This window comes from Nocardia sp. NPDC050408, assembly GCF_044458905.1.
Taxonomy (GTDB): domain Bacteria; phylum Actinomycetota; class Actinomycetes; order Mycobacteriales; family Mycobacteriaceae; genus Nocardia.
Genome location: NZ_JBITIL010000010.1, coordinates 179653 through 198013, shown reverse-complemented (window position 1 = coordinate 198013; position 18361 = coordinate 179653). Strand labels below are relative to the sequence as shown.

The window sequence follows — 18361 nt, the reverse complement described above, 5'->3', positions numbered from 1 at the left end:
CACTCGTCAGAAGAAGGTATGCAGGAGGTCCACGACGCGCGGACGTTCCGCATCGGCATCATCGACGACCGGGATCAGCCGCCACTTGTCGAATGCCGTGCACGGATGCGACAGGCCCAGCCGCACCACACTGCCGACCGGCAGGTCACCGGCCACACCGTCCGGCAGCCGCAGGAAGGTGTGCTGGTCATTGAGCGCACTGACATGCGCCGCCGGATTCAACGAACCTTCCGGTCCCGCAACGAATTGCGGGACCGGAAGCCCCTCATCGAATGGCAGATCGCGCTTGCCGGCATCCAGCAGCGCGAGTTCTGCCTCGGGTCGCGATACGGTCCGCGCCCACCCGTGCATCGCCGAGCGCAGCGGTCGTTCGCTGCGCGGCGGTGCCAGCGGCGAGATCCCCGCGTAGAAGCCGTCGTCGTGAATGATGTACGCACCGGAGCGCAATACCACTGTGGTCGGAACGCCTTGCTCATCGGCGAGTCCAGCCAGACATTCGACGACCAGATCGGGGAAGGCGCTGCCGCCCGCGGTGACGATCGCATCCTCCGGATAGCTTCCGCCCGCGGCGAGTTCGCGGTGTAGGCGGGCGATTTCGTCCAGGTAGCGGCGGACCGCGGCGATCGCGTCCGGAGTGCGATCGTGGGCGAGCGCACCTTCGTAGCCGCCGACACCGGCGAGGGTCAGCCGCTCGGCGCGGTCGACGGCCTCGGCAATCGCATGTGCCTGTTCGACGGTGCGCGCGCCCGTACGCCCGTGCGGCCCACCGAGTTCGACGATCACCCGAATGCGCGCATCGTCCGGCAGATGCTGCTCCATCAGCGCGACGGTCTCGACACTGTCGACCCAGCAGAAGAATTCGAACTCCGGATCCCGCGCCGATTCCGCGGCGACCCAGCGCAATCCGACCGGATCGACGAGCGAGTTGGCCAGCACGATCCGTCCGACACCGAACGACCGGGCCACCTGCACCTGCCACACGGTCGCGAATGTGATCCCCCAACTCCCGGCCGCCAATTGCTGCGCCCATAGCTGCGGGGCCATGGTGGTCTTCCCATGCGGCGCCAACCGCACACCCGCGGCGGCCGCCCAATCCGCCATCACCGTGACATTCGCCGCGACAGCTGCCCGGTCGACGGTCAATACCGGGGTTTCGAACTCGTCGAGGTGCGGCGCGGAGTCCAGGAAGTCGCGAACCGTGCGGCCCCACGCCGCGGGCGGCAGACCCTTGTGCTCGGGCCCGAGCATCCGATCCGCCAGTGCGGCAACGGCTTTCTCATCGATCGCCATGTCGCTCCTTCCCGCGGAATCGAGTCCGCCGAATCATACCGCCAGTACATTGCATAATTCGCAACGCTGGTTGCATATCGTGTTTTGCGTGGTTATTCTGCACTGGATGGCCGGTGGCCGCAAGGGCAGAAGGGAGATCGATGTGACGTGGCCTACTACGTCGCCCCGCCCACGGGCGGTGACCATCGGTGAGGGGCTCGCGGTACTGGTGGCGCGTCCCGGCCCGCTGGAGGACTCGGAGAACTTCGAGCGAACCGCGGGCGGCGCCGAGGCGAACGTGGCCACCGTGCTCACACAGCTCGATGTGGATGCGGCTTGGATTTCCCGGGTCGGCGCTGACGGATTCGGCCGGTATCTGACCCGACATCTCGCGGCACGTGGCGTGGATGTGTCGGCGGTTGTCATCGATCCCGCACGCCCCACCGCCATCTATGTGAAAGAGCGCGGCAGCGGCTCGGGCAAGGCCACCGATCTGGCCGATGGGACCAGCCGCATGCAGTACTACCGCACTGGTTCCGCCGCCAGCGCACTGTCCACCGTCGACCTGACGGCGGCGGCAGGACTACTCGAGCGCTGCGACCTCGTGCACTTCACCGGAATAACCACCGCGCTCTCGGAATCCGCGACCCGCCTCACCGAAAGCCTTGTCGCACTGCCCCGCCGAGGCAGGCTCGTCAGCTTCGACCTGAATTACCGTCCGACCCTGTGGGCGGGGCGCGACGAGCAGGCCGCCGAGGTGCTGGCTCGTCATGTACGCGGCTGCGATGTGGTATTCCTCGGCGCCGACGAGGCGGATGCGGTCTTCGGCACCGACGATGCCGACCGATTGCGGGCACTGTTCCCGGAGCCGGAACATCTGGTGGTCAAGAACAATGAGCATTCGGTGACCGGATTCTCCGGAACCGAGCGCGTCGAAGCGCCCGCGTTGGAACTCGAGATCACCGAGCGAATCGGTGCCGGTGATGCCTTCGCGGGCGGATATCTGGCCGCCCTGCTGCACGGACGCCCGCTGGAGCAGCGGCTGCGCTTCGGGCATCTGTGTGCCGCCGCCGCGCTGACCGGCACAGGGGATGTCGCGGAACTGCCATCGCCCGGTGCGCTGGAAGCATTGGCGATGCTCGACCAGCCCGCTTGGGGGCGTGTGCATTACAGCAGAGATGTCGTAGCAGAGAATGTGGCGTCATGAGCGAGCGATCAATGGACGTAGCCGAGCATTTCTCGGTCATGCCGGAGCAGAGCGCCAGCGAGGCGCAGTCATGAGTCAGAGTTTGTTGCGCGCGTTGACCATCCTGCTCTCGCTCGGGGAGGACGCCCGCTCGCTCGATCAGCTGGCCGGTGAACTCGGCGTGCACAAGTCGACGGTGCTGCGGCTGCTGCAGACCATGGAGTCGCAGCGCTTCGTCACCCATGACAGCCAACACCAATACGTTCTCGGCTCCCGGCTTTTCGAACTCGCCAACCGCGCCTTGGAACAGCGTGACGTCCGCACCCTCGCCCGCCCGCATCTGAGCGCGCTGAATTCCGCTACCGGCCAGACGATTCACCTGGCCACGTATGAATCCGGCGATGCCATCTATATCGACAAATTCGACGCGATCCAGAGCGTGCGAATGTACTCCCGCATCGGCCGACCTGCGCCACTGCACTGCACGGCGGTCGGGAAGGTGCTCGTCGCCGCACAGCCGCGCACCGAATGGCTCGTGATCGCCGAGCGCCTCGACTACCGCACGTTCACCGATCGCACCATCCGCACTCCGGAGCGCTATCTGACGGAGCTGGAACTCGTTGCGGCACAGGGCTATGCGGAAGATCACGAAGAGCACGAGAGCTTCGTGAACTGCATCGGCGTTCCGGTGCGCAATGGCACCGGGACGGTGGTAGCCGCGGTCTCGATGTCGGTGCCGGACATGCTGCTCGACCACGATCAGGTTTTGGCGGAGCTGCCGCGGGTCCGCGCGGCGGCCGATGCCATCTCTGCCGAACTCGGCTGGACTCCCGGCCGCACCGCAACGAAAGGCCACTCATGAGTGAGAAGATCGCCGTCCACACCACCGATGCGCCCGCACCCGCGCACACCTTTTCCCAGGGTGTGCGCAAGGGACCCTTCGTGCAGGTCTCGGGTCAGGGCCCGGTGGACCCGGCGACCAACGAGTACCTGTTCCCGGGTGACGTTGCCGCCCAGACCATTCGGACCCTGCAGAATGTCAAGGCGATCGTAGAAGCAAGCGGCGCCACCTTCGACGACGTGGTGATGCTGCGCGTCTACCTGACCAAGCGCGAGGACTTCCCCACCATGAACGAAGCCTACGGCGATTTCGTCACCACCAACACCACCAGCAACGCACTACCAACCCGCACAACAGTATTCACCGGCCTCCCCCGCGAGGAAATGCTGGTAGAGATCGACGCCCTAGCCATCCTCTAACCGCCGCCACCGTCTCGCCGCCCGACGGTCCCACGCACTGATTCGCGCGCCGCGCATGGTTTCGCCCCGCGATTTCGCGCGCGGCGTGACAAAAGGCGCGCGGGAGCTACCGAGGCAACCTAGCCGGAGTTGCGCAGTGCGGTGGCGAGTCCGTTCATGGTCAGCAGGATGCCGCGTTTGACGAGTTCGGTGTCGTCGCCCGCGCGCAGTCGTCGCAGCAGCTCGACCTGCATCTGGTTCAACGGCTCCAGATACGGGAAGCGGTTGTGGATCGACTCCGCCAGTGACGGGTTGTCGGCGAGCAGGTGATCATTGCCGGTGATCGCCGCGTGCATGCGGATGGTGCGGGCATGCTCGTCCCGGATCATGCCGAAAATGTGCTCGCGCAAGGCCACATCATCGACTAGTTCGGCGTACCTGGCCGCAATATCAAGATCGCTCTTGGCCATGACCTGGGCCAGATTCGATAGCACCGTCCGGAAGAACGGCCAGCGGCGATAGAGGTCGGACAGAATCGCTAAGCGGTCGGGATCGCCGCCGACCCAGTCCTCGAGCGCGGCACCGGTTCCGTACCAGCCCGGCAGCATGACGCGGGCCTGACTCCACGACATCACCCACGGGATGGCGCGCAGATCGCTCACCGAATTCGTCGGCTTGCGGGAGGCAGGACGACTGCCGATATTCAGATCGCCGACCTCGGCAACAGGCGTGGACTGCCGGAAATACTCTACGAATCCCGGTGTTTCGTGCACGAGCCGTGCATAGGACGCACGGGCGCGCGCCGCCAGATCGTCCATGAGTTCATACGACGGCTCGGCAGCGGGACCCAGCCCCTCCACATCGAGCAGCGTCGACTCCAGGGTGCCCGCGATCAGCGACTCCAGATTGCGGTGCGCCGCACCGGATTCCGCGTACTTGGCCGCGATCACCTCACCCTGCTCGGTCAACCGCAGCGAACCCTGCACGGCGCCGACGGGTTGGGCGAGAATCGCATCATAGCTGCGCCCACCACCGCGACCGACTGTGCCACCGCGACCGTGGAAGAGCCGCAGGCGAATTCCGGTCTTGCGCGCGACCTCGACCAGATCCAGCTCCGCACGGTAGAGCGCCCAGTTGGCGGCCAGATACCCACCGTCCTTATTGGAATCGGAGTATCCGAGCATCACTTCCTGCCGCATTCCCTTGGCGGCCACCAGCTCTCGATACACGGGGACATCCAGCACCGCGGCCAAGGTCGCCGCACCGGCACCCAGATCCTCGATGGTCTCGAACAGCGGCACGACATTCACCGGACAGCTCGGCGGCCCGTCCGGCTCACCGGGATCGAGCAGCCCGCCCTCCTTCAGCAGCAGCGCCGCTTCCAGCATGTCGCTGACCGAGGTGCACATGCTGATGATGTAGTTCGGTACCGCCTCGACGCCGAAGGTCTGCACGACGTCCCGTGCGGCACGGACGATGTCGATCTCCTTGGCGGCGAGTTCGCTGAGCCGCGCATGCGGGCCGAGCAGCGGACGGCGGGTGCGCAACTCGGCGGCGAGCAGCTCCACCCGCTCATGCTCGGCGAGACTCGTATAGTCCTGATGCACTCCCGCCCAGGCCAGCAGCTCGGTGACGACCTGTTCGTGCACCTCCGAGTTCTGCCGCATATCCAGGCCCTGCAGATGAAATCCGAATGTCTCGATGGCATATCGCAGCGCGGCCAAGCGTTCATCGGCGAGCAGACCGTCGCCGCTGGCCCGCATCGAGACGTCCACTGCGTCCAGATCGTCGAGTACCGCCTGTGGTGTCGGATAGGCCGGTGCACCCATATCCAGCCCGTCGGCGGGCAGTTCGCCGAGCGCGGCGACGGCCGATGCCGACAGGCGCGCCCGAATCCGATGCAGCGCGCGGCGATACGGCTCATCCGAGTGCGTCGCGGGATCGGAATAACCGGCCTCGGCCAGTGCGGCCACCTTCGGTGTCACCAACACCAGCCGCGCCGATTGCGACAGCGACTTCTCCAGCTCCACCAGCTCGTGCAGATACCGTCCGAATGCCACCGCCGATGCCTGTGCTGCCGCCTGACGCACGACATCCGCTGTCACATAAGGATTTCCGTCACGATCGCCGCCGATCCACGATCCGGGGCGCAGGATCGGGCGCGGCAGTAATTCCGCGCCCGGCCAGCGGGATCGCAGCGCCGCCCGAACTTCCGCGTTTATCGCCGGAATTACGTCGAAAAGCGTGATGTCGTAGTAGCGCAGACCGACCGAGATCTCGTCCTGAATCCGCAAGCGCTGCAATCGAATCAGCGCCGTGCGCCACAGCGAGAGCACCTGGCGACGGATGCGCAGCTCCAGATCCGCGCGTGCCCGCTCGGTTTCGGTATAGCGCTGCCGCAATCGCATCAATTCGGTAATGCGGGTCTGCACATCGAAGACGGTGCGGCGCCGGGTTTCGGTCGGATGTGCGGTTATCACCGGCGATACCAACGCATCGGCGAGCAGATCCGCGACCTCGGCGCCGTCCAGCGCCGCCGCGTCGAGTTTGCGGTAGGTCGCCGCGAGCGAGGAATCCTGCGGTGGCTCCCCCGCCGCCTCATGCGCCGAGCGCCGCCGGTCGCGCTGGATATCCTCGGCCAGATTCGCCAACAGCACGAAATAGGTGAACGCGCGGATCAGCGGCAACGCGACCGCGATATCGACGCCGTCGAGCATCTGCGCCACCGCGCTGCGCCCGACCTCCTCGCGCCGCACCCGGAATGCCTCGATCCGCACCCGCTCGATCAGGTCGAAGACTTCGGGGCCCTCGTGATCGCGGATGGTGTCGCCGAGCACGCCGCCGAGGAACCGGATGTCATCCCGCAGCGGCCGGGTCGCGTCCTGTTCCGTCTCGATCCGCGCTTGGGTCATGCTTCGACCCTAGTGCCAGGTGCGACCCAGTTGGCGGTGACATTCGCCTCGGGCGGTTCGCGGCGAATCAGCCGAGCAGTTGGGAGAACCGCAGTTAGTTGCCCCACGGATCGCGGAAACCGCAGTCGCGGACGCCGTACGGCCGGGGGTGGTTGGAGGGTGAAGATCAGGGTGCCGTTCTCCTGAACTTACGCGACCGTGTTCGTAAGGTTGCTGTCAGGTTCCTGCTTCACGGAGGATGCTTGCCGGCCAGCGCAAGCGCCGGCCGGTAGAGGCGGAGAACTCTCCACAGGCTGATACCGGGGAACTCCCGGCGTATTCAAATGATCGAGATTGATCGCCGCGTTGACGTCGCGGTGATGACCGACTCCGCAGCGCTCGCAGGTCCATTCTCGGACAGTTAGTGCCATCCGCTGCTTGGTTTTCACACCGCATGAACTGCACGTCCGTGAACTGGCGAACCAGCGATCCGCGACAACCAGCCTCCGCCCGGCCAGAGCGGTCTTGTACTCGAGCTGGCGGCGAAACTCGAAGAATGCTGCCTCCGATACCGACTTCGCTAGATGCCGGCTACGCACCATCCCACGCACGTTCAAGTCTTCGATGGCGATCGAGTCATAGTCCCCGACGAGGTGAGCGGTGAGCTTATGCAGCCAGTCACCCCGCGTGTCAGCTACTTTCGCGTGGATCCGCGCGACCCGGCGGCGTGCTTTCGCCCGGTTCGCCGAATCCTTCTGCTTGCGGCTCAACGATTGCTGGGCGCGTTTGAGCTTCCGCTCAGCTTTGCGCAACGCACGCGGCGTCGCGAATAACTCACCATTGTGCGTAGCGAACTCACGCACACCAACATCGACACCAACCGTGCGGCCCGTGACCGGGAGCTGCTGCGGTTCGACGGTGTCGATCGTCAGGGCCGCGAACCACTGTCCACCACGACGGGACACGGTGACCGCCTTGATGGCGCCAGTGAAGCGGGGGATCTCCGACATCATGATCCAGCCGACGTTCGGGACACGCAGCCGGTTCTCGGTCACGGCGAACTGCCCAGACGACAGTTTGAACGAATCCCGGACACCCCTCTTCTTGAAACGCGGGTACTTGGCCCGTTTCTGAAAGAAGTTCTCGAACGCTCGCCCGAGGTTGATCAACGCTTCCTGTGGCGCACACTTGGTCGATTCCAGCATCCACGGAAACTCATCGCGTTTCACCGAATTCAGGACGCGACGGGCTTCGAACTGACCAGGGGTCGTGTCACGCTGCCCGGCCTTGTACTTTGCGTACTCGCTCTGCCACCAAGCCAGGCCCCAGTTCCAGGCGAAGCGCGCGCAGCCGGCGGCGCGGGCCAGGCCAGTGGCCTGCATATTGTTCGGTTCTAGGTGAATTTTGTGGACGCGCAGCACCGGTTCAAACCCCCAGCACGTCGCGGATGGTGGCGGCCATGTTCTCAAGGCTCTCGCGAAGATCGAAGACAAGTTCGGCATCGAACCGCATGAGACGATCATGGTAGAAGCTGGTGAACTTCCCCTCAGCGCATTCGCTCATATGTTCGATAATATTCAGTTGGGTCGCGACACAAAAGCCCTCGCAGGCAACACACCGCGGCTGAATCCCTGCTCCAGGCCGTGTGGTCAGCCGACCTCGCGGGTTTGCCGTTGGGGTGTGGAGACGCGCTGGACGAGCACCTGTTCGAGCAGTGCGACGAGCACCTCCTTCACCGAAGCCCGTTCTCGCGCATCGCATTCCAGGATCGGGATGCACTCGTCGAGCTCCAGCGCCTCACGGACCTCGTCGAGTTCGAAGTGCTCGCCCTGTTCGAAACGGTTGACCACCACCACGAATGGCGTGTTGTGTTCTTCGAAGTAGTCGAGCACCGGGTAGCAGTCCTCGACCCGGCCGGTATCCACCACGATCACCGCGCCGAGCGCGCCGTCGACCAGGTCGTCCCACAGAAAGACGAAGCGATCCTGACCCGGAGTGCCGAAAAGGTAGAGCACCAGCGAGGTGTCGAGGGTGATGCGGCCGAAATCGAGAGCGACTGTGGTCTGGGTCTTGTCCGCGCGTCGCCCCGGATCGTCGACACCGATGGCGACCTCGGTCATCGCCGCCTCCGTCACCAGGGGTTCGATTTCGGAGATCGCGCTGATGAATGTTGTTTTGCCGACACCGAATCCGCCGCTGATCACAATTTTGACCGAGGCGGGCATGGGCCGCTCGACCTGTGCTGTCCGATATTCAGAGTGCCCGTACAAGGTCCCTGATCCTCTCGATGGCTGCGGTGGAAAGTTCGGGGGCGTCCCGGACCGAAACATGCCCGGCGGCCGCGAGATCGCTGACGATCACCTTCGCGACGCCCACCGGAACGTGCAGCGCCGTCCCGATTTCGGCAATGGAATGCGGCTGCTGGCACAGCCGAACAACGGTGCGCTGTTCAAAGTGCAGCGGCGCCGACAGTGCGGCAGGCGTTGCCAGCACCAGTGTTTCGATGCGCAGCCCGTCGATCAACGGAGTGGTGCGGCCCGCGGTAACGACAAAGGGGCGCACGAAACGGTCATCGGGGGCCTGCACATCCGGACTACCCTTCGGCGGCCGATTGGCGCCGTGCCAACCGAAGGATTGGTTCACCGGGATCATCCGCGGGTCCGGCAACCGCGGCCGGTATGGATCCCTCATCTGCGCAACGACTCGCGCAATTCCGAAATGAGCGCGGGGTCGAGCAGCGCACCGGCGCGTTCGGCCAGCACGGCCATCTCGTACCCGACCAGACCCACATCGCAACCGCCGTCGGCGATTACGCCGAGGCAACTGCCGTCACCGAGTGCCGAGACCAGCAGAAAACCGCGCTTCATCTCGATCATGATCAGCTTCAGACCATCGAATGCGTAACTGCGCGAAGCACTTCGGGCCAAGCTGGACAGTCCGGAGACCATCGCGGCCAGTCGATCCGCGCCGATGCGGTCCAGACCCTCGGACATGGCGATGAGCAGACCGTCGGAGGAGACGGCGACGGTATCGCGGACACCGTCGGTATTGCGGACGAAGTTGGCCAGCATCCAATTGAAGGTGTGCGGGTCCGCCGTCTGAATATGGGTAGTCACCGAAGCTCCTCTGCGGTCGTGGGTAAAGCCGAGGTTTGCGCCAAATCCGTGGCGCGCGGGATGTTTTCGGACGCCTCCATTCGCGGCGAGGTGGGAGTGCCGCGCTCGTGTCCGGCACGGAACGAGGCGAGCATGCTGCGGATTTCGGCCGGTGAGCGTTCCACGACCGGAGCGCTGGGCGGGGCCGGGGTGAGAGCCGTTGGTGCGCTGCCGCTTCCGTTGGTGGTTGAGCGTGCTCGCTTGTTGCGCTTGACCAATCCGTTCTTGGTTCGCGGCACAGCCGCGGGTGTAGCATCAGATTCCGTTGCCGCTGTTGCGGTTTCGGGTATCTGCCACAATAAATGGCTCGTTGACGAGTGGACGGCGGGTCGCGGCCGTTCGGTCGTAGGTACGGCATCGGTTTGGCGATCGGGCGTGGGTACGGCGTTGGCAGAACGATCAGTCCCCGATCCGTTGACGGGCAAGCCTGTCTGGGAACCGTTGGCATCGTCGCTCCCAGTGCCATCCACCCTTGGCAGACCCGTCAGCGATCCGTTGCTCCCCGCCACTGCAGTGTCACCCGTCGGGATAACACCGGCCGCAGCCCAATCGCCGGACCGGGGGCCCCCAGAAGCCGCTTGATCGCCCCTCGAAACGCCCCCAGAAGCCGCCTGATCGCCCCTCGAAACGCCTTCAGACGTCGCCTGATCGCCCCTCGAGATGCCCTCGGAGGCAGCCCGATCGCCCCTCGGTACAGCTCCCTCGACGTCGGCGGCTGTGAATCCGACACCGTCGCCGGAATCGCCCGGCGTGGAATGGAAGTGGGCGAACAGCGCGGGTGTCGATGTCGGCGATGCGAATCCCGGTCGGGAATGCGCGGGTCCACCGGACCTCGCTCGCCGAGGTTCGACGCCGTCGAGGTCGGACCCGCCGGTCATTTGCACATCATGCGTCGGCCCGCCAGGTAACGAGGCACCGTCAACCTGAGAACCGTTAGCCCTGGCACCGTCGAGCCAAGCACCGTCCCCCTCGGCACCGTCGACCTGAGAACCGTTAGCCCCCGCACCATCGACCCATGCACCATTAACCCCGGCACGTTCGACCCGAGCACCGTCACCCTCGGCACCGTCGACCCGAGCACCGTCACGCCCGGCACCGTCGACCCGAGCCTTGTCACTCCCAGCACCGTCGACCCGAGCCTTGTCACTCCCAGCACCGTCGACCCGAGAACCGTTAGCCCCCGCACCATCGACCCATGCACTATTGACCCAGGCACTGTCAATCTGAGCACCGTCGACCCGAGCACCGTTGACCGGAGCACCGTGCCTTGGCCTGCCGAGCGGCCTTATCGCCGAAATAGGTTCACCCGCAAGGGATCCCCCCGAGGCACCGACAAACTCCGCTGCCGACTCTGTATGCCTTTGCACACCCGGCACCCCACCGGCAGGCCCCGCAGCCGCCTCGCCCTGCTCCCCGCCCGCAGGTGCCCGTCGATCGTCCTCCCCTGCTCGGGAGACCACGGAGGAACCGACAAACCCCGCCACCGCCGAACCGGTATGGTCGCGCGCTCCCGGCACCCCACCCGCAGGCCCGGCAGCCGCCTCGCCCCGCTCCCCGCCCGCAGGTGCCCGTCGATCGTCCACCCCCGCACGGGAGACCACCGAGGAACCGACAAACCCCGCCACCGCCGAACCGGTATGGCCGCGCGCTCCCGGCACCCCACCCGCAGGCCCCGCAGCCGCCTCGCCCCGTTGTCCAGCGGCTGGCGCACGCCGATCCTTTTCTCCCGCAATAATTCCCGCGGGCAACAGCAGGCGCGCGACGATTCCGCTCACCGGCGACACATTCAACTCGACATCGATCCCGAGCCGTCGCGCCAACCGACCGACCACGTAGTGCCCCAGATACCGCGTCGACGCGACAATGAAATCGGTCTCGCCGCGCAGCCGGGCATTCGCCTCCGCCAACTGATCCACCGGCATCCCGACACCGTGGTCCACCACGGCGAGCAGATATCCGGTCGGCAGCTTGCGTCCGTAGATCTCCACTTCCATATCCGGTGGGGAGAAGGCCAATCCGTTCTCGATCAGCTCGGCCAGCATGTGCGCGAGATCGCTGACCACCGCGCCGGTGATCGCGATATCGTCGACCCGCCGCAGCACCACCCGGCGATAGTCGTCGACCTCCGACAATCCGGCCCGGATCACATCGGTGAGCGCGATCGGTTCGGCCCAACGCCGCGGACTCGCCGAACCGACCAGCACCAGCAGACTTTCGGCATTGCGCCGCATGCGGGTGGCGAGGTGATCGAGCTCGAACAGATTGGACAGCGCCTTGGGATCGAGTTCCTCGCGTTCGAATTCACTGATCAGGCCGAGCTGGCGGCGAACCAGATTCTGGTTGCGCCGCGCCAGATTCGCCATCGATTCGGTGGTATTCCGGCGGACCAGCGCCTGCTGCGAAGCCAATTCGAAGGCGGTGGTCTGCACGCCGTCCAATGCCCCTGCCACGGCGGCGATTTCGGCACTCGCGCCGCGCGGTGTGCGCACCGGCGCCGGCGGATCCGGATGGGTGTCATCGGATGCCTGCCAGGCCGCGATCACCTCGGGCAGTCGGTGATTGGCGACATCATCGGCCGCTGCCGCCAGCTCGGCGAGCGGACGCACGATGGCGCGCACACTGGCGAAGACCAGCACCACCTCGGCGGCAATGGCGATCAGTGCCGCGAGCAGGAAGCCGCCGAGCGTCAGGAACGCATCCCTGCGCAGCGCCTGCGCGCGCCGCTGCACATCGTCACCGACCCCTTGCTGCACCGTGCGCTGCTCGTCGATGACCGCCGTCATCTGCGCCCACCAGGTGCTCGAATCCACCGAACGCACCAGCGGACCGGCGCTCGACGCGATCGCGATTCGCTCCGATTCGCCTGCCTTGACGGCATTTTCGCTACGTAGGGCCGTATCGAGTTGGGCCTGTTGTGCTGCGGTCGCGTCGCGCGCGAAGGCGGTCAGTCCGGCCATCTTGGCGGCGCGGATATCGAGGAACTCGACATACTCGCCATTGCGGAACTCATCGGCGGCGAAGACGCCATTGAGGAATCCGCGCTCCTTGGCCGTCTGCTCCTTGGCCTCCCCGAGCGCGTACAGAGCCTGTAGGCCGTGTCGAACCTCGGCGTCGCGCGCCTGATCGAGCCCGAGTGTCAGGCGATTCAGCGCGGAGATGCCGTCGGTATAGAACTGGAAGGCGGCCTGCCTGCTGGTGCGGCGGGCGTCGACCTGCGCACGGGTCGCATCGAGCGCGTCGAATTGTCCGAGTGCCGAACGCACCTGAGTCGCGCCGGGCGTATTCCCGGCGGCCGCCTCCTCGAGTGCGCGCATGGCCCGATCGGTGTCGGCCCGCTGATCGGCCACGGTCTGAACCAGGCGAATATCGCCGCCGAGCAGGCCATTGCTGAGTCCGCGTTCGCGCTGCGCCTGCTGCACCAGATCCTGTACGGCCAGCGCAAGCGAGACCGCGTGCACAGTGTCACCGCTCTCGCGGAACGCCTTGACCTCCCGGGCGACCGTCACGCCGAGCAGCCCCAGCACCAAAACCAATGAGACGACGAGGATTCGGGCCAATTGCCCCCGAATCGTGCGCGGTCGCACTATTCTGTTCCCGGCAACCTTGCGTTCACTTCCGGGATCGGCAGTCATATCCGGTGTGCCACCGGATTTTTCCGACCTTTGACGTAAACGCACCACCCTGCTCCTCCGACGGCCAAGCCGTGATCGCTACACCCCTAGCGCACGGAAAGTCACGCAGCAGCCTGCTCCGGGGATATGGCAAGTGTCAACGCGAAAGCCGGACAAAACGGACATCGGAAGCATTTGTATACACGCTGGTAATCCAGCGTTTCCGCGGTATCGATCCGCTCACAGCGGGCCGCTGGACGGTGTGACGTGACGCCCGTCGCAATCGGGTTCGCCGAGGTTTCGGTGTGCGTGATTCTGCACTGAATCCTCAGAGCACGCCTACCTTGCACCCACCAATGCCGGGGATACCGTTTGATATGGTCAAGATCTCCGGATAGTCGCAGGTCGAGAGGGTGGGGATGGCGCACCGATTGAAATTGATGCTGCTCGCGGCGGCCGCGCTGCCGGGGCTGGTCGCGTGCGGGAGTTCGACGAGCGGTAATCCGAGCGCCAGCAGTGAGACGAGTGCGGCATCGGTCAAGCTGTTCGATCCGTGCACGCAGATCCCCGATGACGTGCTGACCGCCGCGGGCGTGAACCCCTCTGCAAAAGAGAGCGGTGTGGCCGGTGTGCACCAATCCGGATGGGAGATCTGCAACTGGAAGGGCTCGAAGTACTCCCTGGGAGTCTTCTCCAGCGGCCGAGCCGTGCGGGAGATCGAACAGAAGCAGGGAAATGTCGAGTTCCAGGACGTGACGATCGCCGGGCGGCAGGGCCGCCAGTTCCGCGTCGAGGGTGCTTCATATGACCTCATGTGTGATGTCGTCTTCGCCGCGTCCCAAGGCATCATCGAACTCACACTGATCAACAATCCAGTGCTCGACCATCCGGCGCCACCATGCGGGCTGCTGCAACAGGCCGGCGCGGCGATAGTGCCGAGCCTGCCTAAGTAACTCCAAGGGGGAGCAAGTAGATGAGCCAATCTGATATCGCACAATGGTCACGATTTGCCGAACAGGCGAAGTCCGGAGAGCTATATCTGGACAGCGAGGAAGCAGCGCGGCAATGCCTAGCTGCCTGCGACCAACGGCTCAATGATCTTCAGGACATGCTGATCCAGGCACAGGCTGCCCAAAGAGTTTCCGGCTTCGGCGATTTCCACATGGCCGATGATCTGGTCAAGATGTTCAAAGGCCAAGCGACCGGCGAAGCCAACTCTATCGACGCCATCATTCGTGAACACATCGAAGTAGTCAAAGACATGGGCGAGATAATGGCCCTATCAATCAAACGTATTACCGGCCAAGACGTTACCAACTCCGCGTACTTCAACACCAGTACCGAATCGATGGGCGGATAAGCCATAGCGCCACCGCTCGTTCAGTCGATCAAATAGTCCCCTCCGAATGTTCCTGAGGCGTAATCACTTCCGCCCAGTACTCGTGCCGCACCGCATTCCACAACCGGGACAGGTTCGGGTATTTCTCACGCATATCGGCCAGGTCGGGCGCAGCCGCCTCCACATCGACGTTCAGCAATGGACGCGCGCTATCGATAAGGCTGCGCACGAGCATAATTCGGATACTCCAGTGGTCGATCTTCCAGATGGCCACCCACCCGTCGACCTCGGCACGACGCTCACGCATATTCGGCCTAGCGAGTCAATTCCTCTGGTCTGCTGTGCCATTCGCGCCGGGCACCGGCAGCGCCAGCTCCGACAACCTTTCCAGTACCTCCCGCAGCGTCCGTAGCGGCGGGGCGCCACACACCGATGGTTGCGCGTCCAGCGGCGGGAAGGCGGCATTTCGGGCCGCGGCTCGCTCGCGCGGCGTCAGCGTCTGCGGCGCGAGATGACCTGCGGCCACCAGTGTGTAGTACGCCGCCGATTTCCAGATGCACAGATCGACCCGGCAGACCCGATGCTGTCGCATCAGCTCATGCGCCAGTGACACATCGGCACGGCCGCATACCAGAGTAGCCGCAGCGCGGGCAACGACACATGTGTGGAGATTGCGCAGGGATGGGGGCAAGGTCGGGGTGCGCGACTCGAAAAACCCGACCGGCCAAGCACTCGTCTTCACACCCACCGAGTGGGACGCCTTCACCGCTGGCATCCAGAACGGCGAGTTCAACTGCCCCTCTCAGCAAACCCGAAGCCACTCCCTAACCCGACGGTTCAACTGCCGGGGCGCTCACCAGGATGAGGCCGCGTCGCAGGGATCACGTGTAATCCATTGGCAGTGAGTGTAGTTCGAGACGACGAGTTCGTCGATTCTGCCGTCTGCGAGCAACGAACGACCTAAACTCGAAATGCGGGACCTGGTGATCACTCTGGACTACACAGAGCCTATGAACAGGCTGGACCACGGAGGTGTTTGCACATGCCGGAGAAGGTTCGACGCGCCAGAATATCCACCCGGGCCCGCAAGTCCGCCGCCAAGCGGACCTCGACAGACTCGCCTCATGGCAGCCGAGGGAGTTCGCAGTCAGGAGCGGGGGACGCGTTCACCGCGATCACCACTCCCCACCCATTGCAGACGGGCTTATCCGATTACGCGATCTGGGTGAGCATGTTCATGTCCGGCGCCGAGGCCGAGAATGATCCGAGCACGTACCGCCGCGGGCGAGTATGGGCCTGAGTAAGTAGCGGAATCGCCGACTCGAATCACATACGCCTCGTGCGCGCGCAATAACGACGCGCGCAATAACGAGTAGAAGCGCACATGCCCGACTGCGATGTTCCTGCGGGCATTTCAAACATGCTCTCGGTGATAGGCACATGACTCTCGTCATCGCTGATGGTGGCGAGTGAGTGAAAGAGTGTTTCCGAGTAGAAGGAGATGTGTTATGTCGCAGTTTCTTCCGCAACTGTCGGAACCCGTCGAACGGGAACCGATCCGCGCCGTCCGTGGTGATGACACCGCGGTAGAGCAGTCGTGGGTTGATGGAGTTTGGTACCACCTCTTCGCAGACGACGCGGAGTGATTTAGCGCCGGAAACGGCGGCGCCGTCCGGTCCGGGAATGGTGTGGGGCGGGCGGCGTCGCGCTCGGTGAATTCGCGGCGCTAGTCGGCTTCCGGACAGGGGATTTCGAGAATGGTGGAATTGGCGGAGATCGCGGGCCTGGGAGAGTTGTGGAAGGAAACCGCAGGGGCCGAGGAGATTTGTGTCGCCGTTGTGGACGGCGATGCGGATCTGGATCATCCTGCGTTCACAGGTGCGTCGATGGCTCGCTTGTCAGGGCCGTGGCCGCGTGCGGGATTCGACGGGGAGAAGACTCGGCACGGCACACATGTGGCGAGTGTCCTGTTCGGTCGTCACGACGGACCCGTGCCCGGGGTGGCTCCGGGATGTTGCGGGCTGGTCGTGCCGGTGTTCTCGGACGGCAAGTCGACATCGCAGCTGGATTTGGCGCGTGGCATCGAAGCAGCGGTGGACGCCGGGGCGCATGTGATCAATCTCAGCGGTGGTCAGTTCTCGGCGTCCGGGGAGGCGGAGGACCTCCTGCGGCGCGCGGTGGAGTTGTGCACGGAGCGGAACGTATTGCTGGTCGCGGCTGCGGGAAACGACGGGTGTCAGTGCGCGCATGTTCCTGCGGCTCTCGGGTCCGTCATCGCGGTCGGCGGACTCGACGGCGACGGTATGGCATTGGAGTCGAGCAACTTCGGCGTGGAGTACGCCGAGCACGGGATCCTGGCGCCGGGTGTGGAGATATTGGGTGCGGTGCCCGGTGGTGGCGCCGCACGAGCGACCGGCACGAGTATGGCGACACCGATCGTGTCGGGTGTGGCGGCGTTGCTGTTGAGCCTGCAACTGCGGCGAGGCGAAAGGCCGGACCCGCACGCCGTTCGAACGTTGTTGCTGGCCACCGCGGACCCATGCGTGGGGGCCGAGCAGATGTGTCGCCGGTATTTGTCGGGAAAGTTGAACATAGGGAGAGCCATGGCCATGCAGGAGAACATCTCGACACATGCGGACGCCGAGGCGAATGCGGTCCTGTCGTGCGCGACGACCCATGTCGCCGGCTATACGGCGCCGGTGCGCGGTACGCAGACCTCGGATGCCCCAGTTGTCGCGGCGCAGCCGGACCCGACCACGATGGACGTAGCGCCCGCGCTAGCGGTAACCCAGTCGGCCGAGTCGGTGAAGGTGACGTGGACGCCGCTGGTGTATGCGTTGGGGACGCTGGGATACGACTTCGGCACCGAGGCGCGCAGGGACTCGTTCAAACAGTTGATGGCGCCGGTCACCATCGATGGCAGTACGGTTCCGGCGAACCCGTACGACTCGCGGCAGATGGTGGATCATCTGCTCGCGCATCCGTCCGAGGCGCGGTCGCTGATCTGGACGTTGAACCTCGAGCTGACCCCCATCTACGCGCTGGAACCACTGGGGGCGTATGGATCCGAGGTGTACGGCGTGTTGACCACGCTGCTGGCCGGTGAAGTCGCCGCCGAGGCAGACGCCGACTACATCGAACGCGTTTCGATACCGGGCAGATTGACCGATCGCAACGTGAAGCTGTTCTCCGGCCAAGTGGTGCCGGTGGTCTCGGTGGAACAGGTCCGCGGATTGTATGGGTGGCGGGTCAACGCGCTGATCGATGCGGCGCTCACCGCAGCGAACAACGCTTCCGGCGAAGCACAGGAGGACGCGGTGCGTGGTTCGCTGCGGGAGTTCTTGACCCGGGTGTACTACGACTTGCGCAACCTCGGTTCGACATCGCGGGATCGGGCGCTGAACTTCGCCGCCACCAACGCGTTCCAGGCCGCGCACACCTTTGCCGACGCCATCGCCGTCGGGATGGCGCTCGACGACATCGATGTGCAGAAAAGCCCCTACAGCCGGATGGACTCCGACTCGTGGGATGTCAAGTTGCGGTTCTTCGACCCGGAGAACTCGCGGCGCGCCCGCAAGGTGTTCCGATTCACCATCGACGTATCCGATCTCATGCCGGTCACCCAGGGTGACATGCGCGCATGGTCCGAATCCGGCAGCTAGCTAGGAGTC

At 64.8% G+C, this 18361-nt stretch carries 18 protein-coding genes; 8 read left to right on the top strand and 10 right to left on the bottom strand.

The annotated features are described in order from the left end of the window. Positions 1–6: 6 nt before the first annotated feature. Entirely contained in the window at positions 7–1290 is a 1284-nt protein-coding gene (locus tag ACIBJI_RS26925) for an amino acid deaminase (protein WP_396959980.1), read from the bottom strand. Positions 1291–1378: 88 nt separating this feature from the next. On the opposite strand from ACIBJI_RS26925, the gene ACIBJI_RS26920 reads away from it, so the two are divergent. The 3 genes from ACIBJI_RS26920 to ACIBJI_RS26910 all read left to right on the top strand — a co-directional run bounded on the left by ACIBJI_RS26920 (position 1379) and on the right by ACIBJI_RS26910 (position 3715). Next, positions 1379–2476, top strand: a complete 1098-nt coding sequence (locus tag ACIBJI_RS26920) for a sugar kinase (protein WP_364352254.1) — start codon at positions 1379–1381, stop codon at positions 2474–2476. Between the two features lie 70 nt (positions 2477–2546). After that, a complete protein-coding gene (locus ACIBJI_RS26915) occupies positions 2547–3317 on the top strand; it encodes an IclR family transcriptional regulator (protein WP_364352257.1) in 771 nt (256 codons plus the stop codon). Further along, entirely contained in the window at positions 3314–3715 is a 402-nt protein-coding gene (locus ACIBJI_RS26910; RefSeq protein ID WP_364352260.1) for a RidA family protein, read from the top strand. The genes ACIBJI_RS26915 and ACIBJI_RS26910 overlap by 4 nt, the downstream gene beginning before the upstream one ends. Positions 3716–3834: 119 nt before the next feature. Here the strand turns inward: ACIBJI_RS26910 and ppc are convergent, their stop codons facing one another. The 7 genes from ppc to ACIBJI_RS26875 form a co-directional block, all read right to left on the bottom strand. Beyond that, positions 3835–6606, bottom strand: a complete 2772-nt coding sequence (gene ppc, locus ACIBJI_RS26905) for a phosphoenolpyruvate carboxylase (RefSeq protein ID WP_397086425.1) — start codon at positions 6604–6606, stop codon at positions 3835–3837. Positions 6607–6794: 188 nt separating this feature from the next. Then, positions 6795–8006, bottom strand: a complete 1212-nt coding sequence (locus tag ACIBJI_RS26900) for an RNA-guided endonuclease InsQ/TnpB family protein (RefSeq protein WP_397086423.1) — start codon at positions 8004–8006, stop codon at positions 6795–6797. A gap of 4 nt (positions 8007–8010) precedes the next feature. After that, positions 8011–8148 (bottom strand): hypothetical protein, encoded by a 138-nt coding sequence (locus tag ACIBJI_RS26895; RefSeq protein WP_397086421.1) that lies wholly within the window; start codon positions 8146–8148, stop codon positions 8011–8013. 86 nt (positions 8149–8234) lie between these two features. Next, complete coding sequence (locus ACIBJI_RS26890) at positions 8235–8789, bottom strand: GTP-binding protein (RefSeq protein ID WP_397086466.1); 555 nt, start codon at positions 8787–8789, stop codon at positions 8235–8237. Between the two features lie 49 nt (positions 8790–8838). Next, positions 8839–9237, bottom strand: a complete 399-nt coding sequence (locus tag ACIBJI_RS26885; protein ID WP_364352509.1) for a DUF742 domain-containing protein — start codon at positions 9235–9237, stop codon at positions 8839–8841. 35 nt (positions 9238–9272) lie between these two features. Beyond that, positions 9273–9656 carry a roadblock/LC7 domain-containing protein gene (locus ACIBJI_RS26880; protein ID WP_364352512.1) on the bottom strand — a complete coding sequence of 128 codons (384 nt, stop codon included), beginning with the start codon at positions 9654–9656 and terminating at the stop codon, positions 9273–9275. Between the two features lie 41 nt (positions 9657–9697). Continuing rightward, positions 9698–13324: a nitrate- and nitrite sensing domain-containing protein gene (locus ACIBJI_RS26875; protein WP_397086419.1), complete on the bottom strand. Its 3627-nt coding sequence runs from the start codon at positions 13322–13324 to the stop codon at positions 9698–9700. Between the two features lie 446 nt (positions 13325–13770). Between ACIBJI_RS26875 and ACIBJI_RS26870 the strand changes: the two genes are divergently transcribed. Both ACIBJI_RS26870 and ACIBJI_RS26865 read left to right on the top strand, forming a co-directional pair. Beyond that, positions 13771–14304, top strand: coding sequence for a DUF3558 domain-containing protein (locus ACIBJI_RS26870; RefSeq protein WP_397086417.1), 534 nt, complete (start codon positions 13771–13773; stop codon positions 14302–14304). A 20-nt stretch (positions 14305–14324) separates the two neighbouring features. Next, positions 14325–14711 (top strand): hypothetical protein, encoded by a 387-nt coding sequence (locus ACIBJI_RS26865; protein WP_397086415.1) that lies wholly within the window; start codon positions 14325–14327, stop codon positions 14709–14711. Between the two features lie 28 nt (positions 14712–14739). On the opposite strand, the gene ACIBJI_RS26860 is transcribed toward ACIBJI_RS26865, so the two are convergent. Together ACIBJI_RS26860 and ACIBJI_RS26855 are read right to left on the bottom strand one after the other, a co-directional pair. Next, a complete protein-coding gene (locus ACIBJI_RS26860) occupies positions 14740–14997 on the bottom strand; it encodes a hypothetical protein (RefSeq protein WP_397086413.1) in 258 nt (85 codons plus the stop codon). 15 nt (positions 14998–15012) lie between these two features. Next, positions 15013–15438, bottom strand: a complete 426-nt coding sequence (locus tag ACIBJI_RS26855; RefSeq protein WP_397086476.1) for a hypothetical protein — start codon at positions 15436–15438, stop codon at positions 15013–15015. Between ACIBJI_RS26855 and ACIBJI_RS26850 the strand changes: the two genes are divergently transcribed. From ACIBJI_RS26850 to ACIBJI_RS26840, 3 genes are all read left to right on the top strand, one after another. Beyond that, complete coding sequence (locus ACIBJI_RS26850; RefSeq protein ID WP_397086411.1) at positions 15353–15595, top strand: DUF397 domain-containing protein; 243 nt, start codon at positions 15353–15355, stop codon at positions 15593–15595. The two genes, ACIBJI_RS26855 and ACIBJI_RS26850, sit on opposite strands and share 86 nt — an antisense overlap. A gap of 137 nt (positions 15596–15732) precedes the next feature. Further along, on the top strand, positions 15733–15990 hold the full coding sequence (locus ACIBJI_RS26845) for a cyanobactin biosynthesis PatC/TenC/TruC family protein (protein ID WP_364352278.1): 258 nt from the start codon (positions 15733–15735) through the stop codon (positions 15988–15990). A 457-nt stretch (positions 15991–16447) separates the two neighbouring features. Continuing rightward, complete coding sequence (locus ACIBJI_RS26840) at positions 16448–18352, top strand: PatA/PatG family cyanobactin maturation protease (RefSeq protein WP_364352284.1); 1905 nt, start codon at positions 16448–16450, stop codon at positions 18350–18352. Positions 18353–18361: the final 9 nt, after the last annotated feature.